Origin of the sequence: Salinibacterium sp. SWN167 (assembly GCF_015864665.1) — a bacterium.
Taxonomy (GTDB): Bacteria; Actinomycetota; Actinomycetes; order Actinomycetales; family Microbacteriaceae; genus Rhodoglobus.
Window position 1 is genome coordinate 179,633 of the sequence record NZ_JADYWU010000002.1, and the last position, 26,313, is coordinate 205,945.

The window sequence follows — 26,313 nt, forward strand, 5'->3', positions numbered from 1 at the left end:
ACTCAGCTCCGTGCCTCTGCGTTAGTGCAGAAGGGCCGGAGCTTTTTCGTTTAAGAGCCCCGAACTCCTCCGATATTTTTATGCGGCTCTGAGGCAGACACACATCAACCAGTAGGGAGCACCATGGCGAACAAGGAAGCATCGGTCGCCGAGCTTACGGATCTTTTCCGCAACTCGACCGCCGTTCTGCTAACCGAGTATCGCGGACTCACTGTTGCCCAGCTCAAGACGCTGCGCAAGTCAATCAGTGAGCACGCAACATACGCCGTGGTGAAGAACACGCTGACAAAGATTGCAGCTAACGCAGCAGGCATTTCGTCGTTCGACGAAGAGCTCGTTGGTCCGTCTGCAATCGCATTCGTACACGGAGACCCTGTCGCCGTTGCGAAGGCTATGCGTGACTTTGCCAAGGCAAACCCTCTTCTCGTGGTGAAGGGTGGTTACTTTGACGGTAACGCGCTCACCGCTGAAGAGGTCACCAAGCTGGCCGCACTGGAAAGTCGGGAGGTGCTCCTTGCGAAGTTTGCTGGAGCAGCCAAGGCTTCACTGTTCGGCGCCGCGTATCTGTTCAACGCACCGCTCGCTCAGGCCGTTCGCACGGTCGACGCGCTGCGCGAGAAGCAGGATTCCGCGCAGTAACGCGCGGGTTAATTAGCTTAAGAAATATAGGAGAAAATCATGGCGAAAATGTCAAGCGACGACCTCATCGAGGCCTTCAAGGAACTGACCCTCATCGAGCTCAGCGACTTCGTTAAGAAGTTCGAAGAGGTCTTCGAAGTTACCGCTGCTGCTCCGGTTGCTGCTGCTGCTGCACCTGCTGCTGCTGCTGAAGAGGTTGAAGAGAAGGATTCCTTCGACGTCATCCTCGAAGCTGCTGGCGAGAAGAAGATCCAGGTTATCAAGGAGGTGCGCGCACTCACGAGCCTCGGTCTCGGAGAGGCGAAGGCAGTCGTTGACGGCGCTCCCAAGGCTGTACTCGAGGGTGCAAACAAAGAGACCGCTGAGAAGGCAAAGGCTGCTCTTGAAGCAGCCGGCGCAACCGTAACCCTTAAGTAGTCGAGTCCTTTAACTAGGTTCGAGTCTCGTTAGAGACTTACTTGCCAGAAAGGCGTCACCCTTCGGGGTGGCGCCTTTCTGCGTTAATCACCGTGCGCAGCTGGTGCGCGGATGCACAGGGAGACTGCCTCACGCTTGTGTGCGGTGGTGGCGGTCGCAGGGAAAGTGCTCTGGGAGCGCTCACGGGCGGCCTGAGGTGCGATAGGAGCGTCTGGCGTACGCGTTTTGCTGGGACGCTCAAACGCCCGCGTGCAGAGCCCGCTGTGCAAACCTGGGAAGTGGCTCGGGGGAGAACACGGTGAGAGAGGGGGTGGGGCGCCTGGTAACCAGCCGAGCGCCCCACCAACGTGCCGAATCCGTTGACACCAGGGATCAGGTTCCGGAGGCGGATGTTTCGGCACGAGACCGCTAGGCGCGTAAAGAATACGGGGCTAGCGGAAGTGGTCTCACTAATGTATCGAGGTGAAACTGAGGCAGCAACAGCAGTGAGGGTGAATAGAGGGTTAGTCGCGGGTGATATCCACTTGAAGACCGAGCTCGCGAGATTTGTGAATCGCTTCGACCCTCGATGTCACCCCCAGCTTTCGGTAAATACTCTTGAGGTGCGATTTCACCGTATTCACCGAAATGAACAGTGTTTCCGCGATTTCTGATGAGCTACTCCCGCGTACAAGCTCGCGGGCGATCGAGCGCTCTCGGTCGCTGAGGGCGAGCGAGTCGCGTGGCGCAAGAACGACGGTGAGGCCGTCGAGTCGTTTGATGAGAGCGCCGACTTCAAGAGGTTGGCTTCGTGTCGACGCACGAGTGAGCATCGCTTGAACCACTTCGCTCGGAATCAGGCGGAATGGGCTGTGCATGCGGTTGCGGGCAGCCAAGCGCAGTGCGCGGTCGAAAGCGACATCCGATTGTTCTTCGCCGCCGAGCGAAAGGTTCGCCGCAGCCTTGACGAGGAACACATCCGCGAGAGTGCGACTTGAGTGATTATCTCCCATGGACTCGCATTCGCGAAGGGCATCCAGCGCACCTCGAGCGTCGCCGGTAACGAAGCGAAGGTGAGCCACAAGCCGGCTCGGGCACACAGTGTGGTGCTGGGTGGGGGAGAGCGTCGCAAGCACGTCCCACGCAGCTCCGCTATCGCCGAGTTGCAGAAAAGCGGCAGCGCGGAGTCCGCGGATCTCGGCGTCTACGAAGCCGACGGGTTGCCACTCATCCAGGGCAAAGAGCGCTGAACGAAGTTTTTCGAGACCCTCGTGGGCATTCCCAACGAAGAGTTCCGTAAAAGCTTGCGCGTAGAGTCCGAGAGCTTCCCAATCACTCTCGCGGATGGCTTCCTGCACTCTGCTCACGAGCGGACCAACCGTGTCTGTGCCGCGTTGCATGACCCCGATCAGTAGCTCGGTAATCAGAGCGGGCGCGTTGAATCTGCTGTCGCGCAACGCAGGGCTTGCGCCCGTTGATTCGGCTCTAGCGACGTAGCTGAGGGCATGCTCAAAGTCGCCCATGAGGAACTGGATGAGGGCGAGACATCCGAAGACTTCAAGCTGGTTAGCGACACTCAAGTTTGTTTCGGCTAGCGACCCGGCCAACCGGAAGTCTGCCTTGGCGCGGTCAAAGTCGCCGCCATGAAGAGCTATCACACCCCGTTGGAGCGCGATTTCTGCGGTGAGCGGAACGCGTCGAGCGAGCGGGATGACATCGCGGCTATCTGCGATCGCGCTCGCGCTCGTGATCGCGGCCAGGGCGTCATTCAGACGGCCAAGAGATCGCAGGGCTGCCGCATAGCGCACGTAGAGGGTGGCGCGCACGTAGGCGGGAGTCTCAGGGGCAAGCAGGGCGAAGGCGGCCTCGTAGTAGGGGAGTGCCGTGGTGCGGCTCGCAGTGTCTGCGGAGCGGAAACTAGACGCGTAGCACGTGATTAGCCAGGGATCACTGTGCCACAACTCGTCGGGGGTGAAATCGAGCATGGTGCGTAGCGATGCACCCGCAGTGCTGACCACCTGCGGCCAAGCTTCGCGCAATTCGTGAAGTGCGAGTGTGAAGTCACCGGTGGAGCGGGCAGCATCAAAAGCGCGTTCGAGCGCGCTCACGTCTGCTGTCGCCATTGCTGTGTTCCCCCCTTCGAGACCACAGTCTCGATGAGTTCGAATGATCTCGCCTGGTCGGGTGGGTGACGCGAGAGTCTACAGACTACTCCTTCTGCGCGTCGCGCTTGCATTCATTCTCGATGACCCCCCATAATAGGCACGTCGCATTCTTGACCCCCGAACGTGTGACATATCCCGATAGAGCTACCCGGAATCCCCCGCCGGGCTAACGCGCCCCCCGCGCATTGGTTCGAATAGTTCCAGGTCGCTCGTTACCCGAGAGCGAAACCCGAAGTGAATAACTTTTTGGCGCGCTGGCGCGCCGCAAATCGAAGCCCCCGATTCGATAAGGCCACTGGCCAGAAGCGCAAGCTCTGGTCGTTGCGAGACATGCGTGGCGTATCTGCCATGGTCGCTCTCGCGCTTGTGGTCGGTTCAGGACTGGCAGTTGTTTCTGTCTCCTCCGCCGCCGAAGCCCACACGCCAAGCATCGAAGTTACGTGTGAAGGCGTGACTGTCACTGGCCTCTATTACGCCGATAGTGGCTCGGGCGAAGGCCAGCAGAACCTCATCAAGTTCCAACTTGAAGGTGGCAAGCAGCAGGTTATTGAGTTCGGCAAGAACGGTTCGCACTTCTTCGCTTTCCCCAACTCCACTGAGGCTTACACCTTCACCGCCTCGGTAACCGCGTGGAACAACCCCACTAACACGAGCTGGAACCGCACGTGGACCAAGACGTCCGAGCCCTGCGTTGCGCAGAGCATCGTCAGCGTCACCGCTCCTCGTTGTGAGGTTCCCGGTGGCTCAACCGACATCACGGCAGAGTTCAAAGATCTCGTCGCGAACCGCACGTACGAAGTAACGCTGTCCGATTCTTCTGGCCACAGCCAGACGGTCAAGTACACGCCGAAGCAGACCACGGGAAGCTACACCTGGGAGGGAACGGCTGCCGGCCCCACCTACACCGTCACGATTACTGACACGACTAACCGCTCGCTTGTGGCCTGCAAGACCGTTCATTCGGTTCCCTGCCCCGAAACCGCTGGTATCGCTATCCTCGCGAACGAATGCACCGTGCCTGGTGAAGGTGCTTCACTCAAGATCAACGTGAGCGATCTCGTTATCGGCCGTGAGTACCGCATCGACATCATCAATGCCGCTTCCGACGCAGTCGTAGACAGCAACACCTTCACTGCTGATGCGACCAGCGGGGTCTACAACTCACCCGCAACGCCGTCAGCTACTTACTACGCGACAATCGTTGATACTCGTGAAGCAGACGCGACACCGCTGAAGAGCAGCACGCACACGTTCCTTCCTTGCCCCGGTGAAATCGGCGGGCTCACCTTGATCGCTACGCAGTGTGACGTTGTTTCCTCTGATGCAGCGGGCGAGATTACGTTCGCCGTTGATGGTTTGGTTCCTGGCCGCACTTACAACATCGTTATCACCGACGGTTCTCAGCAGCCGGTTCTTTCTGAGAACAACTACGTTGCAACGACCGACCGCTACGACGCCACTCTGACCGGTCTTGCCGAAGGCAACTACACCGCTACGGTGACGGATGCGGCGCAGTCGGAATACACGAATAGCACTACCGCAACGCTCCTGCCCTGCGCCACCAACGAGACCACGGTCGAATTGGCTGCAGAGCAGTGCACCGTTCCCGGAGGCGACGCAGCGATCACCGCGACTGTTTCCAACTACGCAGCTGGTCGCGACTACAAGGTCACGCTTATGCTCGACAACGTTGCAGTCGACGCTCAGTCGCTCGACTCCAGCTCCGGTACCGCTCAGAAGTTCACGTTCGACGGCCTTGAGCCCGACAACACCTACCGAGTCGTAGTGACGGACACCAAGTCGAATCCAAGTGTGACCGCCGCAGCAGACATGTACTTGGATGTTTGCCCGCAAATGCCCGCTGTTCTCGGCTCGCAGGTAGAGTGCACCGCTGGCGGAGATTCGAGCATTGAAGTAACGGCAGACAACCTCTTCATCGGAGAGAACTACACGGTTACCGTAGTCACGAAGTCGACCGGCGACGCAGTTGAAGGTGTCGCTCCGATCGTCTTCGAAGCCGACATGCCGACTCGAACGATCACAATCGAGAATGTTCCCAACGGGGACACCTACATCGTGACTGTTGCAAGTTCCGACATGGAGCTTGTCAGCCAGAGCGAAGTGACACTCGAAGTGTGCGAGCTGCCTACTTTGCCGCTTCCTCCCGAGGAGCCACCGACCACGGTGCCTTCCTCAGTAGTTGACCTGCCTACCCTGGCATACACAGGCTCGAGCACAATCGTTCCGACACTGGCTGGACTCGGGTTCCTGCAGCTCGGATTGGTGCTCGTAGGGTTCAGCGTTGCGCGACGACGTTCGGTAGTTCGCGGAAACTGATCCTGACTGTTCGGCGGGCAACCCTAGTTGCCCGCCGAACTCCCTTTGTGAGGTTTCTCGCACAGCGCACTCGGGCGCTGTGCGATTGGCCGTTAACGGCAAAACTGCAAACTAGGCTCGAATCATGAGCACAGTAGGTGGCCCGCGACGCGGTGGCCGAGTCAGCGGTGGAGACTATTCCGCCCAAAAAGCAGAAAACGCTGCAGCCCCCAAGATTCCCCATCTCCTCGGGCGCATCGCTCAACTCTTTGAGCCTCACAAGCCAGCGCTCACGCTCACCATCACTCTGGTGCTGATCGGCGCCGCCATTAGTGTGTTGCCGCCGCTACTCACCAAGCAAGCGTTCGACGAGGGCCTCTTCCCGACAGCAGGAACCCCCAACATCCCGGTGCTGACACAACTCGTCAGCATCATGATCGTGCTCTGGGTAGCCTCTGCCGCGCTGGGGGTCTGGCAGACCTACCTCACCGCGACAGTAGGTAACAAAGTCATGGGCGCTCTCCGGGTGCGACTCTTCGACCAGCTGCAGCGTATGGAACTCGCGTTCTTCACCCGCACGAAGACGGGCGTCATCCAATCTCGGCTTCAAAACGATGTCGGTGGAGTTGCGGGCGTCCTCAACAACACCGTGTCGAGCGTCATCGGCAACACCGTCACCGTGATTGCGGCGTTCATCAGCATGCTTGTGCTTAGCTGGCAGCTCACCGTGGTCGCAATCATCGTGCTCCCCGGCATTGTGATTGCTCAACGACGTGTCGGACAGATCCGTGCGCGCATCGCTACCAAGACCCAAGAGTCGCTCAGTAACATGACGGCGATCACTCAAGAGTCACTGAGCGTCTCGGGGATCCTGCTCTCCAAGAGCTTCAATCAGCAAGACATCGAGACTCAGCGGTACTCCGACGAGAACGAACAGCAGGTCGATCTGCAGGTGCGCCAGCAGATGAGTGGTCAGTGGTTCTTCGCCATCGTCAACATCTTCCTCTCGGTCATCCCGGCGATTGTCTATATGGTCGCGGCGTACCTTATTACTGGTGGCGTTGACGTGACCGCGGGAACGATCGTTGCCTTCACCACCGTGCAGGCGCGCCTCATGTTCCCTCTTCTTGGTCTCATGCGTGTGGCGCTCGACCTTCAAACGTCATCGGCACTCTTCGCGCGCATCTTCGAATACCTCGACCTCAAGCCCGCGATTACCGACACGGCTGACGCCCACGAGGTGAACACAGACAAGCTCGGAGCGGTCGCTTTCGACAACGTGACGTTCCGCTATCCGGATGCTGACGCATCCACGAGACCCACGCTCGACTCGGTGAGCTTCTCGATTGAGGCCGGACAGTACGCGGCGTTTGTCGGCCCGTCGGGTGCAGGCAAGACCACGGTGTCTTACCTGATCCCGCGCCTGCACGAAGCGAGTGACGGGCGTGTGCTCTTTGCCGGGGATGACGTCAAGGACCTCACTCAAGATTCCCTCATTCGAAACATCGGCATAGTGAGCCAAGAGACCTATCTCTTTCACGCGAGCATCGCCGAGAACCTTTCCTACGCGCGACCGGATGCGACCACCGAGCAGATCGAAGCCGCGGCCCGCGCCGCCAACATCCACGAGACGATCATGTCGTTCCCCGACGGATATGCGACCACGGTGGGGGAGCGTGGTTACCGACTTTCGGGCGGCGAGAAGCAGCGCATCGCTATTGCCCGCGTGCTGCTCAAAGATCCTGGAGTGCTGATCCTTGACGAAGCAACGAGTGCGTTGGACTCGATCTCTGAGCGCATCGTGCAAGCCGCTCTCGACACTGCCTCGCGGGGTCGAACGACCATCGCGGTCGCGCACCGGCTGTCGACCGTACGCTCGGCGGACGTGATCTTCGTTGTCGTCGCCGGCGCGATTGTGGAGCGGGGAACGCACGCTGAGCTGATCACGCGCGGCGGCGAGTACTCGCGGTTGTATGCGGAGCAGAACCGCACCGACTGACGGGTCGCACACATCCTCTCGGAGACCACTGCTGGCCCGGGTGCCGGTGCGGTGTGCGCTGGGCGTAGGCTGGGGGAGCCCTCGGGGTTGCGGGCATCACATTTTTGCCGCGCCCACAACCGGGCGCTCTCTTAGCTAGGAATCGCTTGACTACCGTCGTTCATCCCGGTGACTCGCTCTCTGCGCGTCAACGGCTTGTGTATGTTCTCGTGCTTGGTGCGCTCACCGCGCTCGGGCCGTTTACCGTTGACCTGTACCTGCCCGCGTTCCCGCTCATTGAAGCGGATCTCGACACCACGGCCGCGATTGTGCAGCTCACGTTGACAGCAACGACGCTTGGCTTTGCGCTTGGTCAACTGATTGTTGGCCCGCTGAGCGACCGGATCGGTCGACGACTGCCGCTTCTCGTTGCCACCAGCGTTCATTTGATGGCGAGTGTCGGCGTTGCCCTCGCGGCCAACATCGAACTGCTCTTTGTGTTTCGGCTTATCCAAGGAATGGGAGCGGCGGCGGGTGCTGTCGTCACCATGGCAATCGTGCGCGACCTCTTCGGCGGGCTTCCTCTGGTGCGGATGCTGTCACGCCTTGCCCTCGTGCAGGGGCTAGCGCCCATCTTGGCTCCGCTTATCGGGTCTCAGCTTCTGCTGATCACCCCCTGGCGTGGAATGTTCGTCTTCTTGGCGGTCTACGCCGGTTTGGTATTGATAGCTGCGTGGTTCCTCATTATCGAAACCTTGCCACCAGCCCGGCGCCGAGATCTCGGCCACGCTACGGCAGGGCAACGCTACAAGGCGCTCTTCACTGACCGGGTGTTCGTGGGCACGGCGATCATCGCGGGAATGACCTTCTCCGGGCTTTTCGCCTACCTCGCCTCATCTCCGTTCCTCTTGCAGAACGTCTACGGTCTTGATCCTCAAGCGTTCGGTCTTGTCTTCGCCGTGAACTCGGTGGGGGTCGTGATCGGAGTCCAGTCCGCAGCATTCCTGATGCGATTCATCGGGCCGCAGTGGATTCTTGCAGGCTCCGGAGTCATGCTGCTGCTCTCGGCATCCACGATCGTGTTCCTCGACATTGTGAACGGCGATCTCATTACGGTGCTGATTCCCCTGTTCTTCTTCGTGATGTCCTGTGGCTTCTCGTTCCCCTGTACTCAAGTGTTGGCGCTCGCCAACCACGGGGGAGAAGCAGCGACGGCGGCGTCAGTGTTGGGCGCCGTGAACTTTGGCCTTGCCGGACTCACCTCACCCATTGTTGGCGCCTTCGGAATCACCAACGCAATTCCGATGGGCATTGTGATGGGGAGCACGGCAATCGTGTCGATCATCGTCATGTGGACCGTCATTCGCCCGAGGACCGTGCCCGCACTATCGCGCTAGGCATCGCGAGAAATGCTGAGGCTTACGAAAGGCTGACAGCCGCGGATTGTCTCGGCAGTCGCGAAGATTCATCCGGTACCGTGAACCGGTGAACTCTGAAATTTCGCCCGCAGAAGCCCGTCAGATTACGCGGCGGTGGCCTCTCATCAGCGGCGTGAGCGCGCTAGTGCTCGCGGTGCTCCTCGGCGTGCTGATCGCGACACGAGACGGCGTGCTGAGCCTCGACCAGTTGGTGCTCGACGATCTGCTGAGCATCCGAGCCGATATCTTCACCGTGCCGGCCTTAGCAATGAATTTCTTGGGTGGCGGCTGGTTCGGGGTGTTCGTCGTACCGCTCGGAGGAGCTCTTGCTTTCTTCCTCGCGAAGCGTCGCTGGGCTGCTCTGTACTTTTTGCTGGCATCAGCATTGAGCGCCGGCGTGGTTCAGTTGCTCAAGTCGTTCTATGGCCGTGCTCGTCCCGACGAGATCTTGGTGACCGCTGACCTCGGTTCATTCCCCTCGGGGCATGTGGCCAACGCGGCGACGCTCTCGGTCGTGTTGATCATCCTGTTGCAGCGGCGATGGGTGCTGGTCGTCGGCATCGTGTACACGATCCTGATGATTCTGAGCCGCACGTATCTCGGCGCTCACTGGCTCAGCGACACCATCGGCGGCGCACTCGTTGGTATCGGTGTCGGCGTTATCTTGTGGGCGCCCTTCGCGCATGTCTTGGCGACTGAAGACCTACAATTCGGCCTCAAAAAGCGCGCTAGGCGACCTCACTCCGTAGGGTAGAAGCATGACGGATGCCGCAGCCCAAGTAGAAGCAGCCAAGAAAGCCCTAGCGGAGGCACAGGCTGCGCTCGCGGCTGCCGAACTGGCATCAGCTGAGGTCGCGCTTGCCGCCGAGCAAGCGGCTGCCGAAGCGTCGGAGGCGGCCACCGCCACAGCCGCTGCCGAGACCGCGCCGGAAGCTACTCCCGCTGAAGCGGCTCCCGCTGAAGCGGCTACCGCGAAGTCGGCCGCAGCTAAGCCCGCCGCAGCACAACCAGCTAAGACCACTGACTCGGGTGACGGGCCTCTCGACGCAACCGAGGTGACCGAGATCCGCGAGGGCTATGCGTTCGAGGGTGACGTGCTTGAGATGGGCGCTCTCGTCAATGGAGATGCGCTCGCTAATGTTCCCGTGCGCATTCCGATTGCGATGCTCAACCGTCACGGCTTGGTGGCTGGTGCTACTGGAACAGGTAAAACGAAGACGCTGCAGGTGCTTGCCGAGCAGTTATCGGCCGCTGGGGTTCCGGTCTTCGCCGCCGATATCAAGGGTGACCTTTCGGGTATCGCTACGGCAGGCAGTTCGAGCGAGAAGTTACTGGAGCGCACCGAGTCGATCGGGCAAGACTGGCAGCCCGCGGCATCCCCGACCGAATATTTCACGCTCGGTGGTAAGGGCATCGGCGTTCCCATTCGTGCGACAGTTTCCAGCTTTGGGCCGCTGTTGCTCTCGAAGGTGCTCGGCCTCAACGACACCCAAGAATCGAGCCTGGGCCTGATTTTCCACTACGCCGATCAGACCGGTCTGCCGCTGGTTGATCTCAGTGATTTGCGCGCTGTCGTGCAATATCTGTTGAGCGATGAGGGCAAGGCCGAGCTGAAGAATCTGGGTGGGTTGTCCTCTGCGACGGCTGGCGTCATTCTGCGCGAGCTCATTGGCTTTGCGAACGAGGGCGCCGACGAATTCTTTGGCGAGCCCGAGATCGATACCTCGCTCTTTCTGCGCACCAATGCCGAGGGCAAGGGCATTGTCAGCCTGCTTGAGCTGCCGGGCGTGAGCAACAAACCCGCGCTCTTCTCGACGTTCTTGATGTGGCTTCTTGCCGATCTCTTTAACGACCTCCCTGAGGTTGGCGACATCGATAAGCCCAAACTGGTCTTCTTCTTCGATGAAGCTCATTTGTTGTTCAACGATGCGTCAAAGGACTTCATCGAATCGATCACGCAAACGGTTCGGCTGATCCGTTCCAAGGGGGTCGGTGTGGTGTTTGTGACGCAGACGCCCAAGGATGTGCCGAGCGATGTGCTCGCGCAGATTGGATCTCGCTTCCAGCACCAGCTGCGCGCCCACACGCCTGACTCGGCAAAAGCGCTCAAAGCGACAGTGTCGACTTACCCGACGTCGGGTTACGACTTGGGCGAGGTGTTGACGTCCCTCGCCACCGGTGAGGCGATCATCACTGTCATGAACGAAAAGGGTGCTCCGACTCCGGTGGCTTGGACTCGCTTGCGTGCCCCACAAGGCTCAATGTCGCCAACGGATGCCGCCACGATGGAGGCTGCGGTCGCGGCATCCCCGCTGATGGCGACGTACGGCACCACGATCGATCGCGAATCTGCGCGGGAAATATTGGCTGTGAAGATGAATGCAGCGGCCGAAGCGGATGCCAAGGCGGAGGCAGCAGAAGCGGCTGAAGCGGCCGCGAAGGTTGCCGCCAAAGACGCGGAGAAGCTCGCGAAGGCGCAAGCCAAAGAGCAGGCGAAGGTGCAAGCCGACTACGAACGAGCGCTCAAAGACATGAATAAAAAGACGACATCGCGCACCACAACACGCACGACAACGCGCAAGCAACCCAACGTTTTGGGTGACGCCTTGGGTTCACGAACTGGACAGACGGTCGTGCGCGAGGTGCTTCGCGGGATTTTTTCGACTCTCAAGCGTCGCTAATTTCGACCGACATCCCGAGCGCGCCGTGGCGGATGCCCGGGCGGTCTAACGTGCCTAGAACCCAGTATTTTAGCGGAAATTGAGCACGTATTCCGCTCCGATTGGTGGTGGCACCGAACCGAAATAAGCTCGCTGTTGTCAAATTGTGACCATGCCAATGTGGAAAAAGTTGCTGCGTTCACTTGTCAAACCCAATGGTTAGACAGTTTACTGGTGAACGTCCGATTCACTTCTTGAACGGAACAGCACTCACTTTCCAATGGAGGAACACAGAATGCGTAAGCCACTTTCCATTATTGCCGGGGCGGTGGCCTTAGGCCTCGTTCTGGCAGGCTGCTCGAGCACCCCTAGCTCAGACCCCGACAACGCTGACCAGGTTGAGGTATTCACCTGGTGGGCCTCAGGATCAGAAAAGGTCGGCCTTGACGCTCTCGTCACGGTTTTCGAAGAGCAGAACCCTGACATTGAGTTCATCAATGCGTCTGTAGCTGGCGGCGCCGGCTCTAACGCCAAGGCTGCTCTTGCATCACGCCTCGAGTCAAATGACCCGCCGGACACGTTCCAGGCCCACGCCGGAGCAGAGCTCACGGACTACATCAACGCCGGTCAGCTTCAGGACCTCAGCTCGTTCTACCAAGAGAACGGCCTCACGGATGTCTTCCCCGAGAGCCTGATCGAGCGCATCACCGTTGACGGCGCCATCTACTCGGTACCGAGCAACATCCACCGTGCCAACGTCGTCTGGGCCAACACCCAGGTGCTCGAGGATGCCGGCATCGACCCGATGGCCGCTCCCGCCGACATCGACGCCTGGCTCGTTGACCTGAAGAAGCTCAAGGACGCCGGAGTCGAGACTCCTCTCGCCCTCGGCACCGAGTGGACTCAGATGCAGCTCTTCGAAAACGTTCTCATCGCTGACCTTGGCGCTGAGGGCTACTCGGGACTCTGGACTGGCGACACGGCCTGGGATGACGCTGGAGTAGAGACCGCAATCGGTCACTACGGCGACCTGCTCGAATACACCAACAGCGACTTCGCTGGCCTCGACTGGGATGCTGCAACGCAGATCGTTCTCGATGGCAACGCTGCCTACAACGTCATGGGTGACTGGGCCGAGTCTGCATTCCAGCAGGCTGGGTGGACCTACGACAACGAGTACACCACCTGGGCAACCCCCGGCACCGACGGAGTCTTCGACTTCCTCGCTGACTCGTTCACCCTCTCGGTAGGCGCTCCTCACGAAGCAGCTGCCATTGACTGGCTGACGACCATCAGCTCGGCTGAAGGCCAGAAGGCATTCAACCTCGCTAAGGGTTCGATCCCGGCCCGCACCGACACGGTTGCCGCTGACTACCCCGCGTACCAGCAGACCGCCATCACCTCCTTCGGTGAAGACACCGTAGTGAGCTCGCTCGCTCACGGCGCAGCAGCCAGCATTGCCTGGTCGGGAGACATCTCCTCGGCTATCGGTAAGTTCGGCGCTGACCGCGATGCAGCTTCGCTCCTGTCCGGACTCGTTGCTGCCGCTGACAAGGCTCAGGGCTAACTAGCACTACGAGACACAGTGGGTGGGGGCGGAGACGTCTCCACCCACTACCGTGCAAACCGAGGAGCTCGCGCGTGAAAAAAGGATACAAAAACTGGGGCCCACCGCTCCTCTTGATATCCCCGACGATTATCGTTCTCGGGATATTTGTTTATGGCTTGATCGGCGCCAACATCTCGGTGTCGCTCAGCAACCGGAACAGTCTTGTTCCCGCTACTGAGTTCGTTGGACTCGATAACTACATCGCTCTGTTTGGCGAAGAGCGCTTCATCCACTCGCTTCAGAACCTTGGTATCTTCACCCTCTTCTTTATCGGTGGCACCATGATCTTCGGATTCTTGTGGGCATGGATGCTCGACAAGGGCGTCACCGCAGAGGGCGTTTTCCGCTCGGTGTTCCTGTTCCCCATGGCGATTTCGTTCGTGGCATCCGGTGTCGTCTGGCGCTGGTTGCTCAACAGCGCTGAGGGTGACCGTGCATCCGGACTCAACCGGGTCTTCGAGAACCTCGGGCTCGACTTTCTCCAGAACTCGTGGTGGAACGATCCGACCTGGGGCATGGCGGCCATTGCATTGCCCGCCATCTGGCAGCTCGCCGGCTACGTCATGGCGCTCTTTCTTTCGGGCTTCCGTGGCATCCCTGAAGAGCTGCGCGAAGCAGCCCGCATGGATGGCGCGACCGAGTGGAAGCTCTACCGCTACGTGATCTTCCCCCAGCTCAGCCCCGTCGCGCTGTCGGCTCTCATCATCGTGGGCCACATGTCGCTGAAGGTCTTCGACCTCATCATGGCGATCACGAAGTCGATCTACCAGACCGAGGTTCCCGCAACCTACCTGTGGGTTGCTCTGACCTCTAACGACTACGCCAAGTCGGCCACGATCGCGACGATCCTGTTGCTCTTCGTTGCCGTCGTAATCGTCCCCTACCTGATCTACACCGCTCGCGCAGAGAAGAGGCAAGGATGAGTGTCGCAACCGGACTCGACAAGAAGCCAAGCGAACCCACCGCTGAGTCGCACATGCCGCAGAGTTCGGCGATTCGCGCGCGGGCTGGTCTGAGCCGCACCGCGAAGTATGTACTGCTGGTGTTCTTCCTGGTCATTGTGTTGATGCCCGTGTACGTATTGATCGTCACGAGCCTCAAGCCGCCGCAGGACGTCAACCCCGCCACCTCGTGGGGGCTTCCGGTTCGCTGGCCGTGGGAACCCGCCTTCGAGGGCGGACCAACCGGCTTCGACAACTGGGCTCTCGCCTGGAACGCGCTGTCGGCATCCATCGGTCGCACGTTCTTGCTGGCGATTCCCGCAGCATTGATCGCGTCGTTCCTGGGAGCAATGAACGGTTTCGTTCTCGCCCGTTGGCGCTTTCCGTACGCCGACGTCGTCTTCACGTTCATCCTGTTCGGAATGTTCATTCCGTACCAGGCGATCATGACGCCGCTCGTGCAAATGAAGACCAGCCTCGGATTGCCGAGCGATGTCTCCACCCTGCTCGTGGTGCACGTGATTTACGGTCTGCCGATCTGTACGTTGATCTTCCGCAACTACTACGCCGGCATCCCTCATGAGCTCATGGAGGCTGCTCGCATGGATGGTTCGGGGATGCTGCGCACGTTCCGCAGCATCGTCCTGCCGCTGTCGCTTCCCGGCTTTGTCGTAACGATCATCTGGCAGTTCACCTCAGCGTGGAACGACTTCTTGTTCGCGCTGTTCCTGTCGAACCAGAATGAGGGGCCCGTGTCGCTTGCGCTCAACAACCTCGCTCAGGGCGCGCAACTAGCCAACTACGGTGCCGCGATGGCGGGAGCGCTGCTGGCATCGCTACCCACGCTGGTCGTGTACATCGTGCTTGGTAAGTACTTCATCGGTGGTCTGATGAGCGGCTCGGTCAAGAGCTAAGTCAGATCTCCTCGCCGCGAATGCCGCGGTGCTGTTGCCCCTCCAGAGGGCGTCGGCACTGCGGCTTTTGTGCGTTAAAGGGGAGTCGCTGCTGCCGCTAACGAGCGAGGGCGTTGATTACCGTGAGCGCTGCGACAAAGATGCCGGCGGCCGCGGCAGTGGTGCCAATCGCGATAGCGACTACGAGGAGGGGATACCGCTCGTACGTATACAGGGTTTCGGGATAATCGCGCCGAATTTCACCGTGGGAAACGGTGCCGGGAATTGTTTCTACCGGCACATCGAACTGGGACGCGACGAATTCAAAATCCTCGAGAGCCCAATACTGCCCACGCATGCGCAACAGACGACGGCCATTGTGGCCCATCACGGAGAGTTCGGCCCGCGACTCCAAACCATCGCTTGTGTAGACCGTTGACCGCACCATCAGCGTGGCTTCTGACCTATCGAAGTGCCGTAGTCGGCCGAAGAGGAACCCTCGCTCGGTGACGAGAGGCGAGTCTGCACCGATCCAGATAGCGATGCGAAAGTAAGAAATGGCAGCGAGAGTGGCAGCGGCTAGAGCGATCACCTGAGTGATCACGACCGCCAGCCAAGGCCCATCCGGGATTGTGAGGAGATAAAGTGCGCCGAAGACTACTACGGTGAAAAGAAGGCCAGCCACAAACCCACGCCAAAATAGTGAGAGTGGCGGAACGAGCCGACGACGAGGATCGTCACGGCGAGGTTTGAGGCTCACGGGCCTAGTCGACAACGGCGTTCCCTTCGTTTTTTCGCGTGGGCGATCACAATGGGGTAAGTGCGGAGAATGGGGGATTCGAACCCCCGAGGGCTTGCACCCAACACGCTTTCCAAGCGTGCGCCATAGGCCACTAGGCGAATTCTCCTGACAGGTTGAACGCGCGTTAGCGCAAACAGCCTCAAGTGATCATAACGGGGTGGGCGGCCCAGTGGTAATCGGCGTCCCAAACACTCTGGATTAGAGGAGTGCCGCGGGCGCGCGAGGGTCAATAATTTTGGGTAGACTGAGGGCGGCTCCTCGCGTGGCGCCATCCAGGCCAATTCCCCCAGGACGGAAACGTAGCAAGGGTAACCGGGCTCTGGCGGGTGCGCGAGGGGTCTTTTCTGTTAAGCGCCCGGCATCTCCTTCTGGGGCGTATCTTCCGGCGTAGGCTGGAGAGGTGACGCGGAATATCTACATCACCTCCATCGAAGGCCACGCTGGCAAGTCCACCATCGCCCTCGGTCTACTCGACACGCTCAGTCGCGAAGCCAAGAGTCTGGGGGTGTTTAGGCCAGTCGCTCGCACGAGCGATGAGCGAGATTACGTCTTAGAGATGTTGCTCGGTCACGACGCAGTTAATCTCAGCTACGACGAGGCTGTCGGTGTGGGCTACGACGACGTGCACGCGGACCCCGAACTGGCGCTCAGCCGCATCATCGAACGTTTCAAGGCAGTCGAGGCCCAGTGCGATGTTGTCGTGATTGTCGGTTCTGATTACACGGATGTCGGCAGCCCCACAGAACTTTCCTATAACGCGCGCGTCGCCGCGAACCTCGGTGCTCCGGTGCTCCTTGTATTGGGTGGTCAGTCCGAGGACGGCGAGAGCCGTAGTCCCGCTGACATGGCTCAGGTGTATTCGATTGCGCATCAAGAACTGGACGCCGCCCACGCGCGGTTGGTCGGCGTAATCGTCAACAGGTCTGACCCCGATTTCATGACCGACATCATCGCCGGAGTGAGCGCAGCGGTCGGCGACGATACTCCGGTGTGGGCTATCCCAGAAGACCCCTTCCTTATCGCGCCCAGCCTTGCCTCTCTGCTCACTGCCGTTGATGGTGAATTGCTGCGCGGCGACGATGATCTGCTGCAGCGCGAAGCGCTCGGCGTTGTTGTGGCGGGAATGACGATGGAGAACGTGCTGCTGCGTCTCATCGAGGGCTCGGTCGTGGTGGTTGCTGGCGACCGATCGGATGTGTTGTTGGCGACGCTGATGGCGCACGCGTCGGAGACGTTCCCCTCGCTTGCGGGCATCATCCTGAACGGTGGTTTTGATCTGCTGCCCCAGGTCGAGCGCCTCATGGATGGTCTCGATGTGTCGTTGCCGGTGATTCGTACCTCGTTCGGCACCTATGACACCGCGCGCATTATTACCAAGACGCGCGGTCGCTTGGCTGCTGAATCTCCCCGCAAGTTCGACACGGCGCTTGCCCTGTTCGAACAGCATGTGGATGCCGCAGAGCTGCTGCGTCGACTCGACCTGCATCCGCCCACCGTCGTCACGCCGCTCATGTTCGAGTACGGTCTGCTTGATCGCGCTCGCAGCATCCCGCAGCACATTGTGTTGCCGGAGGGCAGTGATGACCGCATTTTGCGCGCATCGAGCACGCTGTTGCGCCGCGGCGTTGCCAAGCTCACGATCCTGGGTGACGAGGGCGAGGTGCGTGGCCGCGCGGCTGAACTCGGTCTCGACATCTCGGGTGCGAGCATCCTGAGCCCCTTTGACGAAGAACTGCGCACCCGATTCGCGACGGAATATGTGAAGCTGCGTTCTCACAAGGGAATGACGATGGAGGTGGCGCGAGACACGGTGACCGACGTCTCCTACTTCGGCACCATGATGGTGCACTTGGGGCTGGCCGACGGCATGGTCTCGGGCGCCGCCCACACCACGGCTCACACCATCCGCCCCAGTTTCGAAATCATCAAGACCAAGCCCGATGTGTCGATCGTATCGAGTGTGTTCCTGATGTGCCTTGAAGACCGCGTGCTCGTCTACGGCGACTGTGCGGTAAACCCCGACCCGGATGCCGCGCAGCTGGCAGACATCGCAATCTCGTCTGCTGCGACTGCCGCCCAATTTGGCATCGAACAGCGCATCGCCATGCTGTCGTATTCCACGGGAGCATCGGGCACCGGCGCCGACGTTGACAAGGTGCGGGCCGCTACCGCGCTCGTGGTCGAACGACGCCCTGATCTTGCCGTTGATGGCCCCATTCAATATGACGCTGCAGTCGATGCCGCCGTGGGTAAATCAAAAATGCCCGACTCAGAAGTCGCCGGCCGTGCCACCGTGTTCATATTCCCCGATCTGAATACAGGCAACAACACGTACAAGGCCGTGCAGCGCAGCGCTGGCGCAGTCGCCATTGGGCCGGTGCTCCAAGGTCTACGCAAACCCATCAACGACCTTTCACGAGGAGCCCTCGTGCAAGACATCGTCAACACTGTGGCGATCACAGCGATTCAGGCTCAATCGGTTGCCGGCGAGGCTGCCGCACTACGTGGCATCGCCGATGATGCCTCTGCCAAGGAGTAAGAATGACAACGGTCTTCGTGGTGAACTCCGGTTCATCGTCGATCAAATGGGAGCTGCTCGATGCCGAGTCCGGTTCCGTCTATAGCGGCGGCATCGTGGAACGCATCGGGGAACCCGGCGGAGGAGCCGCAGACCACGACGACGGAATGCGGCAGATCTTGGCCGAGCTCGGGGACGAGCATCCGGCGGTCGTCGGCCATCGTGTGGTGCACGGCGGGGCGGAGTTCACCCAAGCCACCGTGATTACGGATGCGGTTGAGGATCGGCTCGAAGAGATTTCAGTACTGGCGCCGTTGCACAACCCCGCCAACCTCAAGGGGATTCGGGCGGCGAGGGCGACATTCTCGACCGTGCCGCACGTCGCAATTTTCGATACCGCGTTCCACGGAACGCTGCCGCCCCACGCCTACACGTACGCGATTAATACGGAACTGGCCCGAGTGCACGGCATCCGCCGCTACGGTTTCCACGGCACCTCATACCGCTACGTCGCGGGGCGGACGGCCGCAGTGCTGGGCAAAGATCTCGCCGACCTCAAACTGATTGTGTTTCACCTCGGCAACGGGGCATCCGTGTGCGCCATCGACGGGGGTCGCAGCGTTGACACCTCAATGGGCATGACTCCGCTCGAGGGGCTCGTCATGGGCACCCGCTCCGGAAATATCGATCCTGGGGTGCTTTTTCATCTCGGCCGGGCAGGAATGGACCTCCCCGGATTAGACCACCTGCTTAACCGTGAGAGTGGATTGCTTGGCATGACCGGCACTGGAGATATGCGCGATGTGCAATCGAAGGCGGATGCGGGCGATGAGCGTGCGCAGGCGGCGCTCGCCGTCTACTACCACCGGCTTCGTCACTACCTCGGTGCATACCTCGTGGCGTTGGGCGGAGCAGACGCAATCGTGTTCACCGCCGGCGTGGGCGAGAATAATGCCAACACGCGTCTGGCTACCGTCGAGGGTCTCGAATCGTTTGGGATCGAGATGGATGTCGCCACCAACGCCGCAGTAAATCGTGGCGAGCGCATCATCTCGGCATCCGATTCGCGCGTGAAGGTTCTCGTCATTCCCACCAACGAAGAACTCCAGATAGCACGGGAATCGGTTGAGGCTGTAACCCGATAGACCACTTGTTTGTCCCCCTTAGTGGACTCTTGTGTCGGCACTCCCTGAGCTTTTATTATGGCTTCGAGGTCGGATTCGGACCATCTCAACGCTGGGCCAACCACCCTGCGAGTGACTAACCACTGCTCGAGTTGAGACTGTGTATACCAAGCACACCGGCCTCGTGATCAGGGGGATATTGTGGTTTTCGGGGAACCAATTTTACGTACGAATAAGACCAATCGGGGGCTTGCTCGGGCAGTTCGCTTAACCGTTTCGGCGGTCGCTGCGGCAGGGCTTGTCACACTCTCCGTCTTCTCTGCTGGCGCTCCAGCGCAGGCTGCAGCGGGCGATGATTCCGTTGCGGAGTCCGCCTACCTTTCGGGCAGTTTGCTCTCCGGACTGCTTGCGGGCGAATTGGCTCTCCTCGGAGAATCGGATGCCAGCAATAACGGCGTTCAGGCGCTGCAAACGGATACGGCGGGCGTCGGAGCGCTCGTTGGTCTCACCGCAACGGTGGGTGGTGTCGGTGTGCCCATCGCGCTCGCCGATGCGGGGGTGCTGAGGGCATTTTCCCAAGCGGCCAATGATGGCAGCTCAGTCGCTGCCACGGGGCTTGTTAATGTCGACGGCGACGTCGGAGTGGCACTCTTTGGCATTAGCGATCGCCCCTCACCGCTGTCTCTTGATCTCGCTCAAGTACTCGACGCGGGATTGGCGAGCGAACTCACTGCGCTGTCTCTCGAAATTGGTGCGACGAGTTCACGAGCAGAAGCTGCTGCACCTGCCGCGGCTACAGGCAGCTACGAAATTGTTGGGGCTGAGCTGAAGCTAACGAGCGACACTGTTGCCGGCGTGAGCGCAACGGTTGACGGTCTTGCGGGAACGCTTTCCGGAGCGGTCGATGCCGTTGCGGGCCCCGGCGGTTCTCTCGTCGGTGCGGTGTCCAATGTCGCGTTGAGCACTCTGGATAGTGTCGGACTGATCTCGACCACGGGTACCTCGGCGAGCGTGACTCTCGATCTCCCCGGAGCGATCGCCCCGCTCTACACGCCGATGACGTCAGATGCGGTCACCATCGACTTTGGTACCGGCGAGATTTCTGTTGATTTGGCTGAGCTGAAGGGTGGCTCGCTTTCCGCGCAGCCTGCGAACACGTCGGTTTTGAGCTCTGCAGAGCTCACCGCAATCACCACATCGATCACGACTCTGGTCGGGCAATTCGCCGACAACGTCGAGGACGCCGTCACCGCCGCGCTCGAGGCCGCCGAAGTCGAGATCGAGGTCAACCTCGGTATCAATCTTGGTCTTGGTGTTGTGCCTCTCGTCGAGGTAACTGTCGCGGGAACGCTCGCTGATATTGCAACTTCGAACGCGACAATCGGTATTTCGGCACTAGGAATCATCAACGTCGATCTGCTGACGGAAGCCATCGTGGGCGCGGCGATTGCTCCGCTCGCGGCTGACCTCATCGACCCGAGTACGACAGCGTTGCAGATCTTTGTCGCCGGCGTGCAGTCCGGTGTTGTCACTCCGGTAATCGCTGCTCTGTCTCCCGTCTTCACTGCGCTGGAGTCCGTTCTTGCGATCACCATCAACAACCAGGAACTCATCGGTACGTCGCCTGACCAGCAGTTTGTCGAAACCGCACTTCGCATTAGCCTTCTCGCCCAAGGTCCGGTCGCCGGTCTTCTCGAGCTGGATGTCGCACGCTCGGCTGTCGGTCCGAACCACACCGGTGTGCGCCCCGCCATCTCCGACGTCGATCCCGCCAGCGGTCCGACAACAGGCGGTACGGCAGTGACCATCACGGGTACTGGCTTCACCGGCTCTACGGGGGTTACCTTCGACGGTGATGCCGGAACGTCGTTCACCGTTGTCAGCGCCACCGAGATCACGGTCACGAGCCCCGCGCATGCTGTGGGCGACGTCGAGGTCATCATCCAGCATCCTGCGGGTGCTTCGGATGCTGGCGAGTTCACCTACACGCCGGTGCCCGTCATCTCCTCGATGACACCTGATTTCGGTCCGATCGCGGGTGGCACCGCGGTGACCATCACGGGTACTGATTTCACGGGCGCGACCGGCGTCACGTTTGATGGAACCGACGGCACGTCATTTACTGTCGAGAGCGACACTGAGATCACTGTCTCGAGCCCGGCCCATGCTCTCGGCGCCGTCGATGTAATCATTGAGCGCGCTTCTGGCGATTCAGTTCCCGCCACCTTCACGTACCGCGGAGCACCGACCGTCTCCGACCTGGCTCCCACCGAGGGGCCGCTCGCCGGCGGCACTGAGGTGACGATCACGGGTACCGGTTTCACGGGCTCCACGGGAGTCACCTTTGACGGAGATGCCGGAACGTCGTTCACCATCGTGAGCGACACCGAGATCACCGTCTCGAGCCCCGCGCACGCCGAGGCAACCGTTGGCGTGGTGGTGCAGCATCCGCTCGGAAACGTCGCTGCTGGTGACTTCACCTACACCGCAGCTCCCATCATTTCGTCGCTGTCGCCGAACATCGGCCCGGTCGCTGGCGGAACCGCAGTGACCATCACCGGTACCGGCTTCACCGGCTCCACGGGCGTTACCTTTGATGGGGATGCGGGAACGTCGTTCACCGTCGTGAGTGACACCGAGATCACTGTCTCTACCCCGGCCCACGTCATTGCCGTCGTCGATGTGATCGTGCTCAACACGCCAGCCAACTCGGCTCCGGGCGAATTTAGCTACCAGGCCGCTCCTACGGTCTCGTCGATCGCTCCCGATGAGGGCCCGCTAGCCGGCGGAACGGTAGTCACGATCACCGGTACCGGCTTTACCGGCGCAACGGGCGTCACCTTCGACGGGGACAACGGAACGTCATTCACTGTGGTGAGCGATACCGAAATCACCGTCACCACACCCGCAGGCGTCGCGGGCGCTGCCGCGGTAGTGGTCGAGCACCCCGCTGGCGACGCTGACGCAGGAGACTTCACCTACGTTGCGGCACCGACCGTCTCTGCGATGAGCCCCGACTTGGGACCCATCGCGGGAGGAACGGACGTCACCATCACCGGCACCGGCTTTACCGGCGCCACCGGGGTGACGTTCGACGGGGATGCGGGAACGTCGTTCACCGTAGTCAGCGATACCGAAATCACTGTCTTCAGCCCGGCTCATGCCGCTGGCGCCGTTGACGTTGTCGTCGAGCATGCCGGTGGCGATGTGAGCGCTGGCGACTTCACCTACCTGGCAACTCCGAGCGTGACCGACCTCAGCCCGAATTCCGGCCCGCTGGCTGGCGGCACTGAGGTCACGATCACCGGCACCGGCTTTACCGGGGCCACCGGGGTGACCTTCGATGGGGATGCGGGAACATCGTTCACGGTCGTGAGCGACACCGAGATTACCGTCACGAGTCCCGCCCATGCGGCGGGCGACGCGGCCGTCGTGGTCGTGCATCCGATCGCCGATGCGGCTGCTGGTGACTTCACCTACACCGACGGGCCCGCGATTGCGTCGCTCAGTCCCGTCCTCGGCCCCGTCGCGGGAGGAACCGTAGTGACCATCACCGGCACCGGCTTTACCGGCGCCACCGGGGTGACCTTCGACGGGGATGACGGAACATCGTTCACCGTGGTCAGCGATACCGAAATCACTGTCTCGAGCCCCGCGCACGCTGTGGGAGCCGTCGACGTTGTAGTGACCCACGCCGCTGGCGACTCGACCTCGGCAACCTTCACCTACCTCGCGAATCCGAGTGTGACCGGCCTGACCCCCGATACCGGTCCGTTGACGGGCGGCACCGAGGTCACGATCACGGGTAGTGGTTTTACCGGAGCGACAGGGGTGACTTTCGACGGGGAAGATGGAACATCGTTCACCGTCGTGAGTGACACCGAGATCACGGTCACGACGCCCGCAGGGTCGGCAGGCGCAGCTGCCGTGGTGGTCGAGCATCCCATCGTGGATGCCGCAGCTGGCGAGTTCACCTACGTTGTAGCCCCGGTAGTCATGTCAATGACACCGCTCGTCGGCCCCGACGATGGTGGCACCCTAGTGACGCTTCGCGGAACTGGATTCTCGGCCGCTACCGGAGCACGCTTCGGTGCGGTGTGGGGCTCCAACTTCACGGTTCTGAGTGACACCGTCGCAACGGTTGTCACTCCCGAACACGAAGCGATGTGGGTTCCCGCGATGGTCGCCTCGGGCGCACTAGAGGTCAGCACGCCTGGCTTCACCTTCGAGCTCACCACACTGGCTGCAGCGGATGATGGCCTCGCCTTCACCGGTTCGTCCGGTTCCCTAGGCGCTTGGCTCGCTTTCGCTCTCATCGGCGCCGGCGGACTGCTCATGATTTCTCGACGCCCCACCGGGCGCCACCGCGCGTGAATGAGGGCGGCAGCGCACTAAAGCGCTGCCGCCCAATCACTCGCCTCGAGAGCTAAGTGCGTGCAGGGTTTCCCCACCCCCCGGGTGAGCCCTGCACGTCTATTCGGGTAACGCGTGCCACGGATCAGGTGTGGCTGTGGTCGGTAACCAGCCGACCAGAGATGATTCGGGGCGGGCGACGATACGGTTTGGTCGATTTCACACAACTTTGAGATAAGTGTGGGCTGTGCCTGTTCGCTCAGCGCACGTTGGGATCGTCAGCGGGCACGACTACGCTAGGGGCGTGGTTGCTGCCCTATATCGCCGATACCGGCCCGAGACTTTTGCTGAACTCATCGGCCAATCTCAAGTGACCGATCCGCTGCGCACAGCGTTGCGCACCGATCGGGTCAATCATGCGTACCTGTTTAGTGGTCCGCGTGGGTGTGGCAAGACGACATCCGCCCGCATTTTGGCTCGCTGTCTCAACTGTGCCGAGGGCCCGACCGATACTCCCTGTGGGGTGTGTGCGTCGTGTGTAGAGCTGTCGCGTGATGGTGGCGGTTCGCTCGATGTTGTCGAGATCGACGCGGCAAGCCACAACGGTGTTGAGGATGCCCGTGACCTGCGCGAGCGTGCCGTGTTTGCCCCGGCCCGCGACCGTTTCAAGATCTTCATTCTCGACGAGGCGCACATGGTGACGCCCCAGGGCTTCAACGCGATGCTCAAGATCGTTGAAGAGCCGCCGGAGCACGTGAAGTTCATCTTCGCCACGACCGAGCCTGACAAGGTGATTGGCACGATTCGTTCGCGCACCCATCACTACCCGTTCCGTTTAGTTCCGCCTGCCCAGATGCTCGACTACGTTCAGCAGCTGTGCGAAAGCGAGAACGTCGAGGTTGAGCCAGGGGTGCTTCCCCTCGTCGTCCGCGCTGGTGGAGGTTCGGTGCGCGACACTCTCTCGCTGCTCGACCAACTCATCGCTGGTTCCGACACTGCAACGGTCGGTTACGAGCGCGCCGTTGCGCTGCTGGGTTACACCCACGCCGAGCTGCTTGACGAAGTGATTGATGCTCTCGGCACTGGCGATGCTGCCGCTGCGTTCTCGGCGGTTGACCGCGTCATCCAGACCGGTCAAGACCCGCGCCGTTTCGTCGAAGATCTTCTTGAGCGGATGCGCGACCTCATCGTTGTCGCAGCGACCGCAGACAATGCGGCCTCCGTGCTGCGCGGCATCCCGCAAGATCAACTCGAGCGCATGGCGCAGCAAGCCCACACGCTGGGCGCCGCTGAGCTATCGCGTGCAGCCGATGTGATCAACGCTGCGCTCTCAGAAATGACCGGCGCAACCTCACCGCGGCTTCATCTTGAACTGATGATCGCGCGCATTTTGGTTCCCGCGAGCGATAACACCCAACGTGGTGCACTCGCCCGGGTTGAGCGCCTCGAACGTCGCATCGGTATCGAGGGTGATGCACCCATCGCCGCGGCTCCCGCTGCCAGCGCGGCACCGTCGCGTGCTGCGGCACCTGCGGCTCCCGCTTCCGCCCCTGCGGCTGCACCCGCTGTGCGTGCCGCTGCGCAGACCCCTGCCGCGACGCCGCCGGCACCCTCGGCTGGTTCGGCGACTCCAGTTGCCTCACCGCCGGCGCCCGCAGCATCCAGTACGGGGCTCTCTGCCCCCGCTGCGCCGCGCACGACGCCCGTGTCGTTTCAGCAGGTTAAAGACGCCTGGCCCGAAATTCTTGATGTGGTCGAGAACCTCAAGCGCACCGCGTGGATGGTCGTGTTCACTGCTAAGCCTCTTGAGCTTCGCGACGAGAAGATTTTGGTGCTCTCGTTCCCCAGCCAACGCGACGTTGACGCTCTCAAGCAGCGCAGTGCTCCCGGCGAAGGAGTCGGCGACTATCTCAAGAAGGCAGTCGTGCACGTGCTCGGTTTCGAGCCCGCGTTCATTGCCAAAGTTGAGGGTGCCCCGTCAGCGCCTCCCGCTGAGCACCCAGCAGCGACGACAGCACCGCAGCAAGAATCGCGGATGCCCGCCCCGGAGGTTTCGCCGGAACCCACAGCTCAGCCGCGCTCGCCGCAGCGCACCGCGCCCGACGTTGATGAAGGCCCCGAGCCTGAGGAACCTGCGCCGGCCGAAGATCGTGAACCCGGGGGATGGGCTGTAGCGGCTATCCCTGAGTCCGAGCCAGAACCCGAGGGCGACCCCTCCGCAGCACGCGGTGGCGCTGCAGCACAACGCACTGCTAACGCGCAAGCGCAGCAAGCTCAGCAAGCGGCGAAGAAGCCCACGGCCGACCGGTTGGCAGAAGCGGCAGCAGCTGCGCCCCCAGCCCCACCAGAATCAATGGCGAAAGCAGCGATGTCGGCAACGGCAGCGCAAATGGATCGTTCGCGTTATGGCGAATCCGTGGTGCGCGAACTGCTGAACGCAACCTTTATCGAAGAAGAGCAAGTGGCTCCCCGTGTGGTGCCGCAGCCGAGAGACGAGTAAC

At 60.9% G+C, this 26,313-nt stretch carries 16 protein-coding genes, 1 tRNA gene and 1 other RNA gene; 15 read left to right on the forward strand and 3 right to left on the reverse strand.

The window, feature by feature from the left end; genetic code table 11:
* Positions 1–123: 123 nt before the first annotated feature.
* Both rplJ and rplL read left to right on the forward strand, forming a co-directional pair.
* Positions 124–639, forward strand: a complete 516-nt coding sequence (gene rplJ, locus I6E60_RS10815; RefSeq protein ID WP_197126066.1) for a 50S ribosomal protein L10 — start codon at positions 124–126, stop codon at positions 637–639.
* Positions 640–678: 39 nt separating this feature from the next.
* Positions 679–1,056: a 50S ribosomal protein L7/L12 gene (rplL, locus tag I6E60_RS10820; protein ID WP_197126064.1), complete on the forward strand. Its 378-nt coding sequence runs from the start codon at positions 679–681 to the stop codon at positions 1,054–1,056.
* A gap of 503 nt (positions 1,057–1,559) precedes the next feature.
* On the opposite strand, the gene I6E60_RS10825 is transcribed toward rplL, so the two are convergent.
* Positions 1,560–3,158 carry a helix-turn-helix transcriptional regulator gene (locus I6E60_RS10825; RefSeq protein WP_197180307.1) on the reverse strand — a complete coding sequence of 533 codons (1,599 nt, stop codon included), beginning with the start codon at positions 3,156–3,158 and terminating at the stop codon, positions 1,560–1,562.
* Between the two features lie 276 nt (positions 3,159–3,434).
* Here I6E60_RS10825 and I6E60_RS10830 point away from each other — a divergent pair, with 276 nt between their 5' ends.
* The 8 genes from I6E60_RS10830 (at position 3,435) to I6E60_RS10865 (ending at position 15,036) form a co-directional block, all read left to right on the forward strand.
* Positions 3,435–5,537: an RTX toxin gene (locus I6E60_RS10830; RefSeq protein ID WP_197126060.1), complete on the forward strand. Its 2,103-nt coding sequence runs from the start codon at positions 3,435–3,437 to the stop codon at positions 5,535–5,537.
* 124 nt (positions 5,538–5,661) lie between these two features.
* Complete coding sequence (locus I6E60_RS10835; RefSeq protein WP_197180309.1) at positions 5,662–7,515, forward strand: ABC transporter ATP-binding protein; 1,854 nt, start codon at positions 5,662–5,664, stop codon at positions 7,513–7,515.
* A 146-nt stretch (positions 7,516–7,661) separates the two neighbouring features.
* On the forward strand, positions 7,662–8,891 hold the full coding sequence (locus I6E60_RS10840; RefSeq protein WP_197126056.1) for a multidrug effflux MFS transporter: 1,230 nt from the start codon (positions 7,662–7,664) through the stop codon (positions 8,889–8,891).
* 88 nt (positions 8,892–8,979) lie between these two features.
* Positions 8,980–9,666 (forward strand): phosphatase PAP2 family protein, encoded by a 687-nt coding sequence (locus tag I6E60_RS10845; RefSeq protein WP_307841820.1) that lies wholly within the window; start codon positions 8,980–8,982, stop codon positions 9,664–9,666.
* Positions 9,667–9,670: 4 nt separating this feature from the next.
* Positions 9,671–11,593 (forward strand): helicase HerA-like domain-containing protein, encoded by a 1,923-nt coding sequence (locus tag I6E60_RS10850; RefSeq protein WP_197180311.1) that lies wholly within the window; start codon positions 9,671–9,673, stop codon positions 11,591–11,593.
* A 274-nt stretch (positions 11,594–11,867) separates the two neighbouring features.
* Positions 11,868–13,139: an ABC transporter substrate-binding protein gene (locus tag I6E60_RS10855; RefSeq protein WP_197180313.1), complete on the forward strand. Its 1,272-nt coding sequence runs from the start codon at positions 11,868–11,870 to the stop codon at positions 13,137–13,139.
* A gap of 74 nt (positions 13,140–13,213) precedes the next feature.
* Entirely contained in the window at positions 13,214–14,104 is an 891-nt protein-coding gene (locus tag I6E60_RS10860) for a carbohydrate ABC transporter permease (RefSeq protein ID WP_129073069.1), read from the forward strand.
* Complete coding sequence (locus I6E60_RS10865; protein WP_197180315.1) at positions 14,101–15,036, forward strand: carbohydrate ABC transporter permease; 936 nt, start codon at positions 14,101–14,103, stop codon at positions 15,034–15,036. The genes I6E60_RS10860 and I6E60_RS10865 overlap by 4 nt, the downstream gene beginning before the upstream one ends.
* Before the next feature lie 97 nt (positions 15,037–15,133).
* Here the strand turns inward: I6E60_RS10865 and I6E60_RS10870 are convergent, their stop codons facing one another.
* On the reverse strand, positions 15,134–15,775 hold the full coding sequence (locus I6E60_RS10870; RefSeq protein WP_307841821.1) for a hypothetical protein: 642 nt from the start codon (positions 15,773–15,775) through the stop codon (positions 15,134–15,136).
* A 63-nt stretch (positions 15,776–15,838) separates the two neighbouring features.
* Positions 15,839–15,923, reverse strand: a tRNA-Ser gene (locus tag I6E60_RS10875).
* A gap of 143 nt (positions 15,924–16,066) precedes the next feature.
* Here I6E60_RS10875 and ffs point away from each other — a divergent pair.
* From ffs to I6E60_RS10900, 5 genes are all read left to right on the forward strand, one after another.
* An RNA gene (gene ffs / locus I6E60_RS10880) (signal recognition particle sRNA small type) lies at positions 16,067–16,163 on the forward strand.
* Between the two features lie 54 nt (positions 16,164–16,217).
* Positions 16,218–18,356: a phosphate acetyltransferase gene (gene pta, locus I6E60_RS10885; protein WP_197180317.1), complete on the forward strand. Its 2,139-nt coding sequence runs from the start codon at positions 16,218–16,220 to the stop codon at positions 18,354–18,356.
* Between the two features lie 2 nt (positions 18,357–18,358).
* Positions 18,359–19,480 (forward strand): acetate/propionate family kinase, encoded by a 1,122-nt coding sequence (locus I6E60_RS10890; protein WP_197180319.1) that lies wholly within the window; start codon positions 18,359–18,361, stop codon positions 19,478–19,480.
* 180 nt (positions 19,481–19,660) lie between these two features.
* The gene (locus I6E60_RS10895; protein ID WP_197180321.1) at positions 19,661–23,833 is read left to right on the forward strand and encodes an IPT/TIG domain-containing protein; all 4,173 of its coding nucleotides are present in this window, start codon (positions 19,661–19,663) and stop codon (positions 23,831–23,833) included.
* 283 nt (positions 23,834–24,116) lie between these two features.
* Positions 24,117–26,312, forward strand: coding sequence for a DNA polymerase III subunit gamma and tau (locus tag I6E60_RS10900; RefSeq protein ID WP_197180323.1), 2,196 nt, complete (start codon positions 24,117–24,119; stop codon positions 26,310–26,312).
* The last annotated feature ends 1 nt before the right edge of the window (position 26,313 follow it).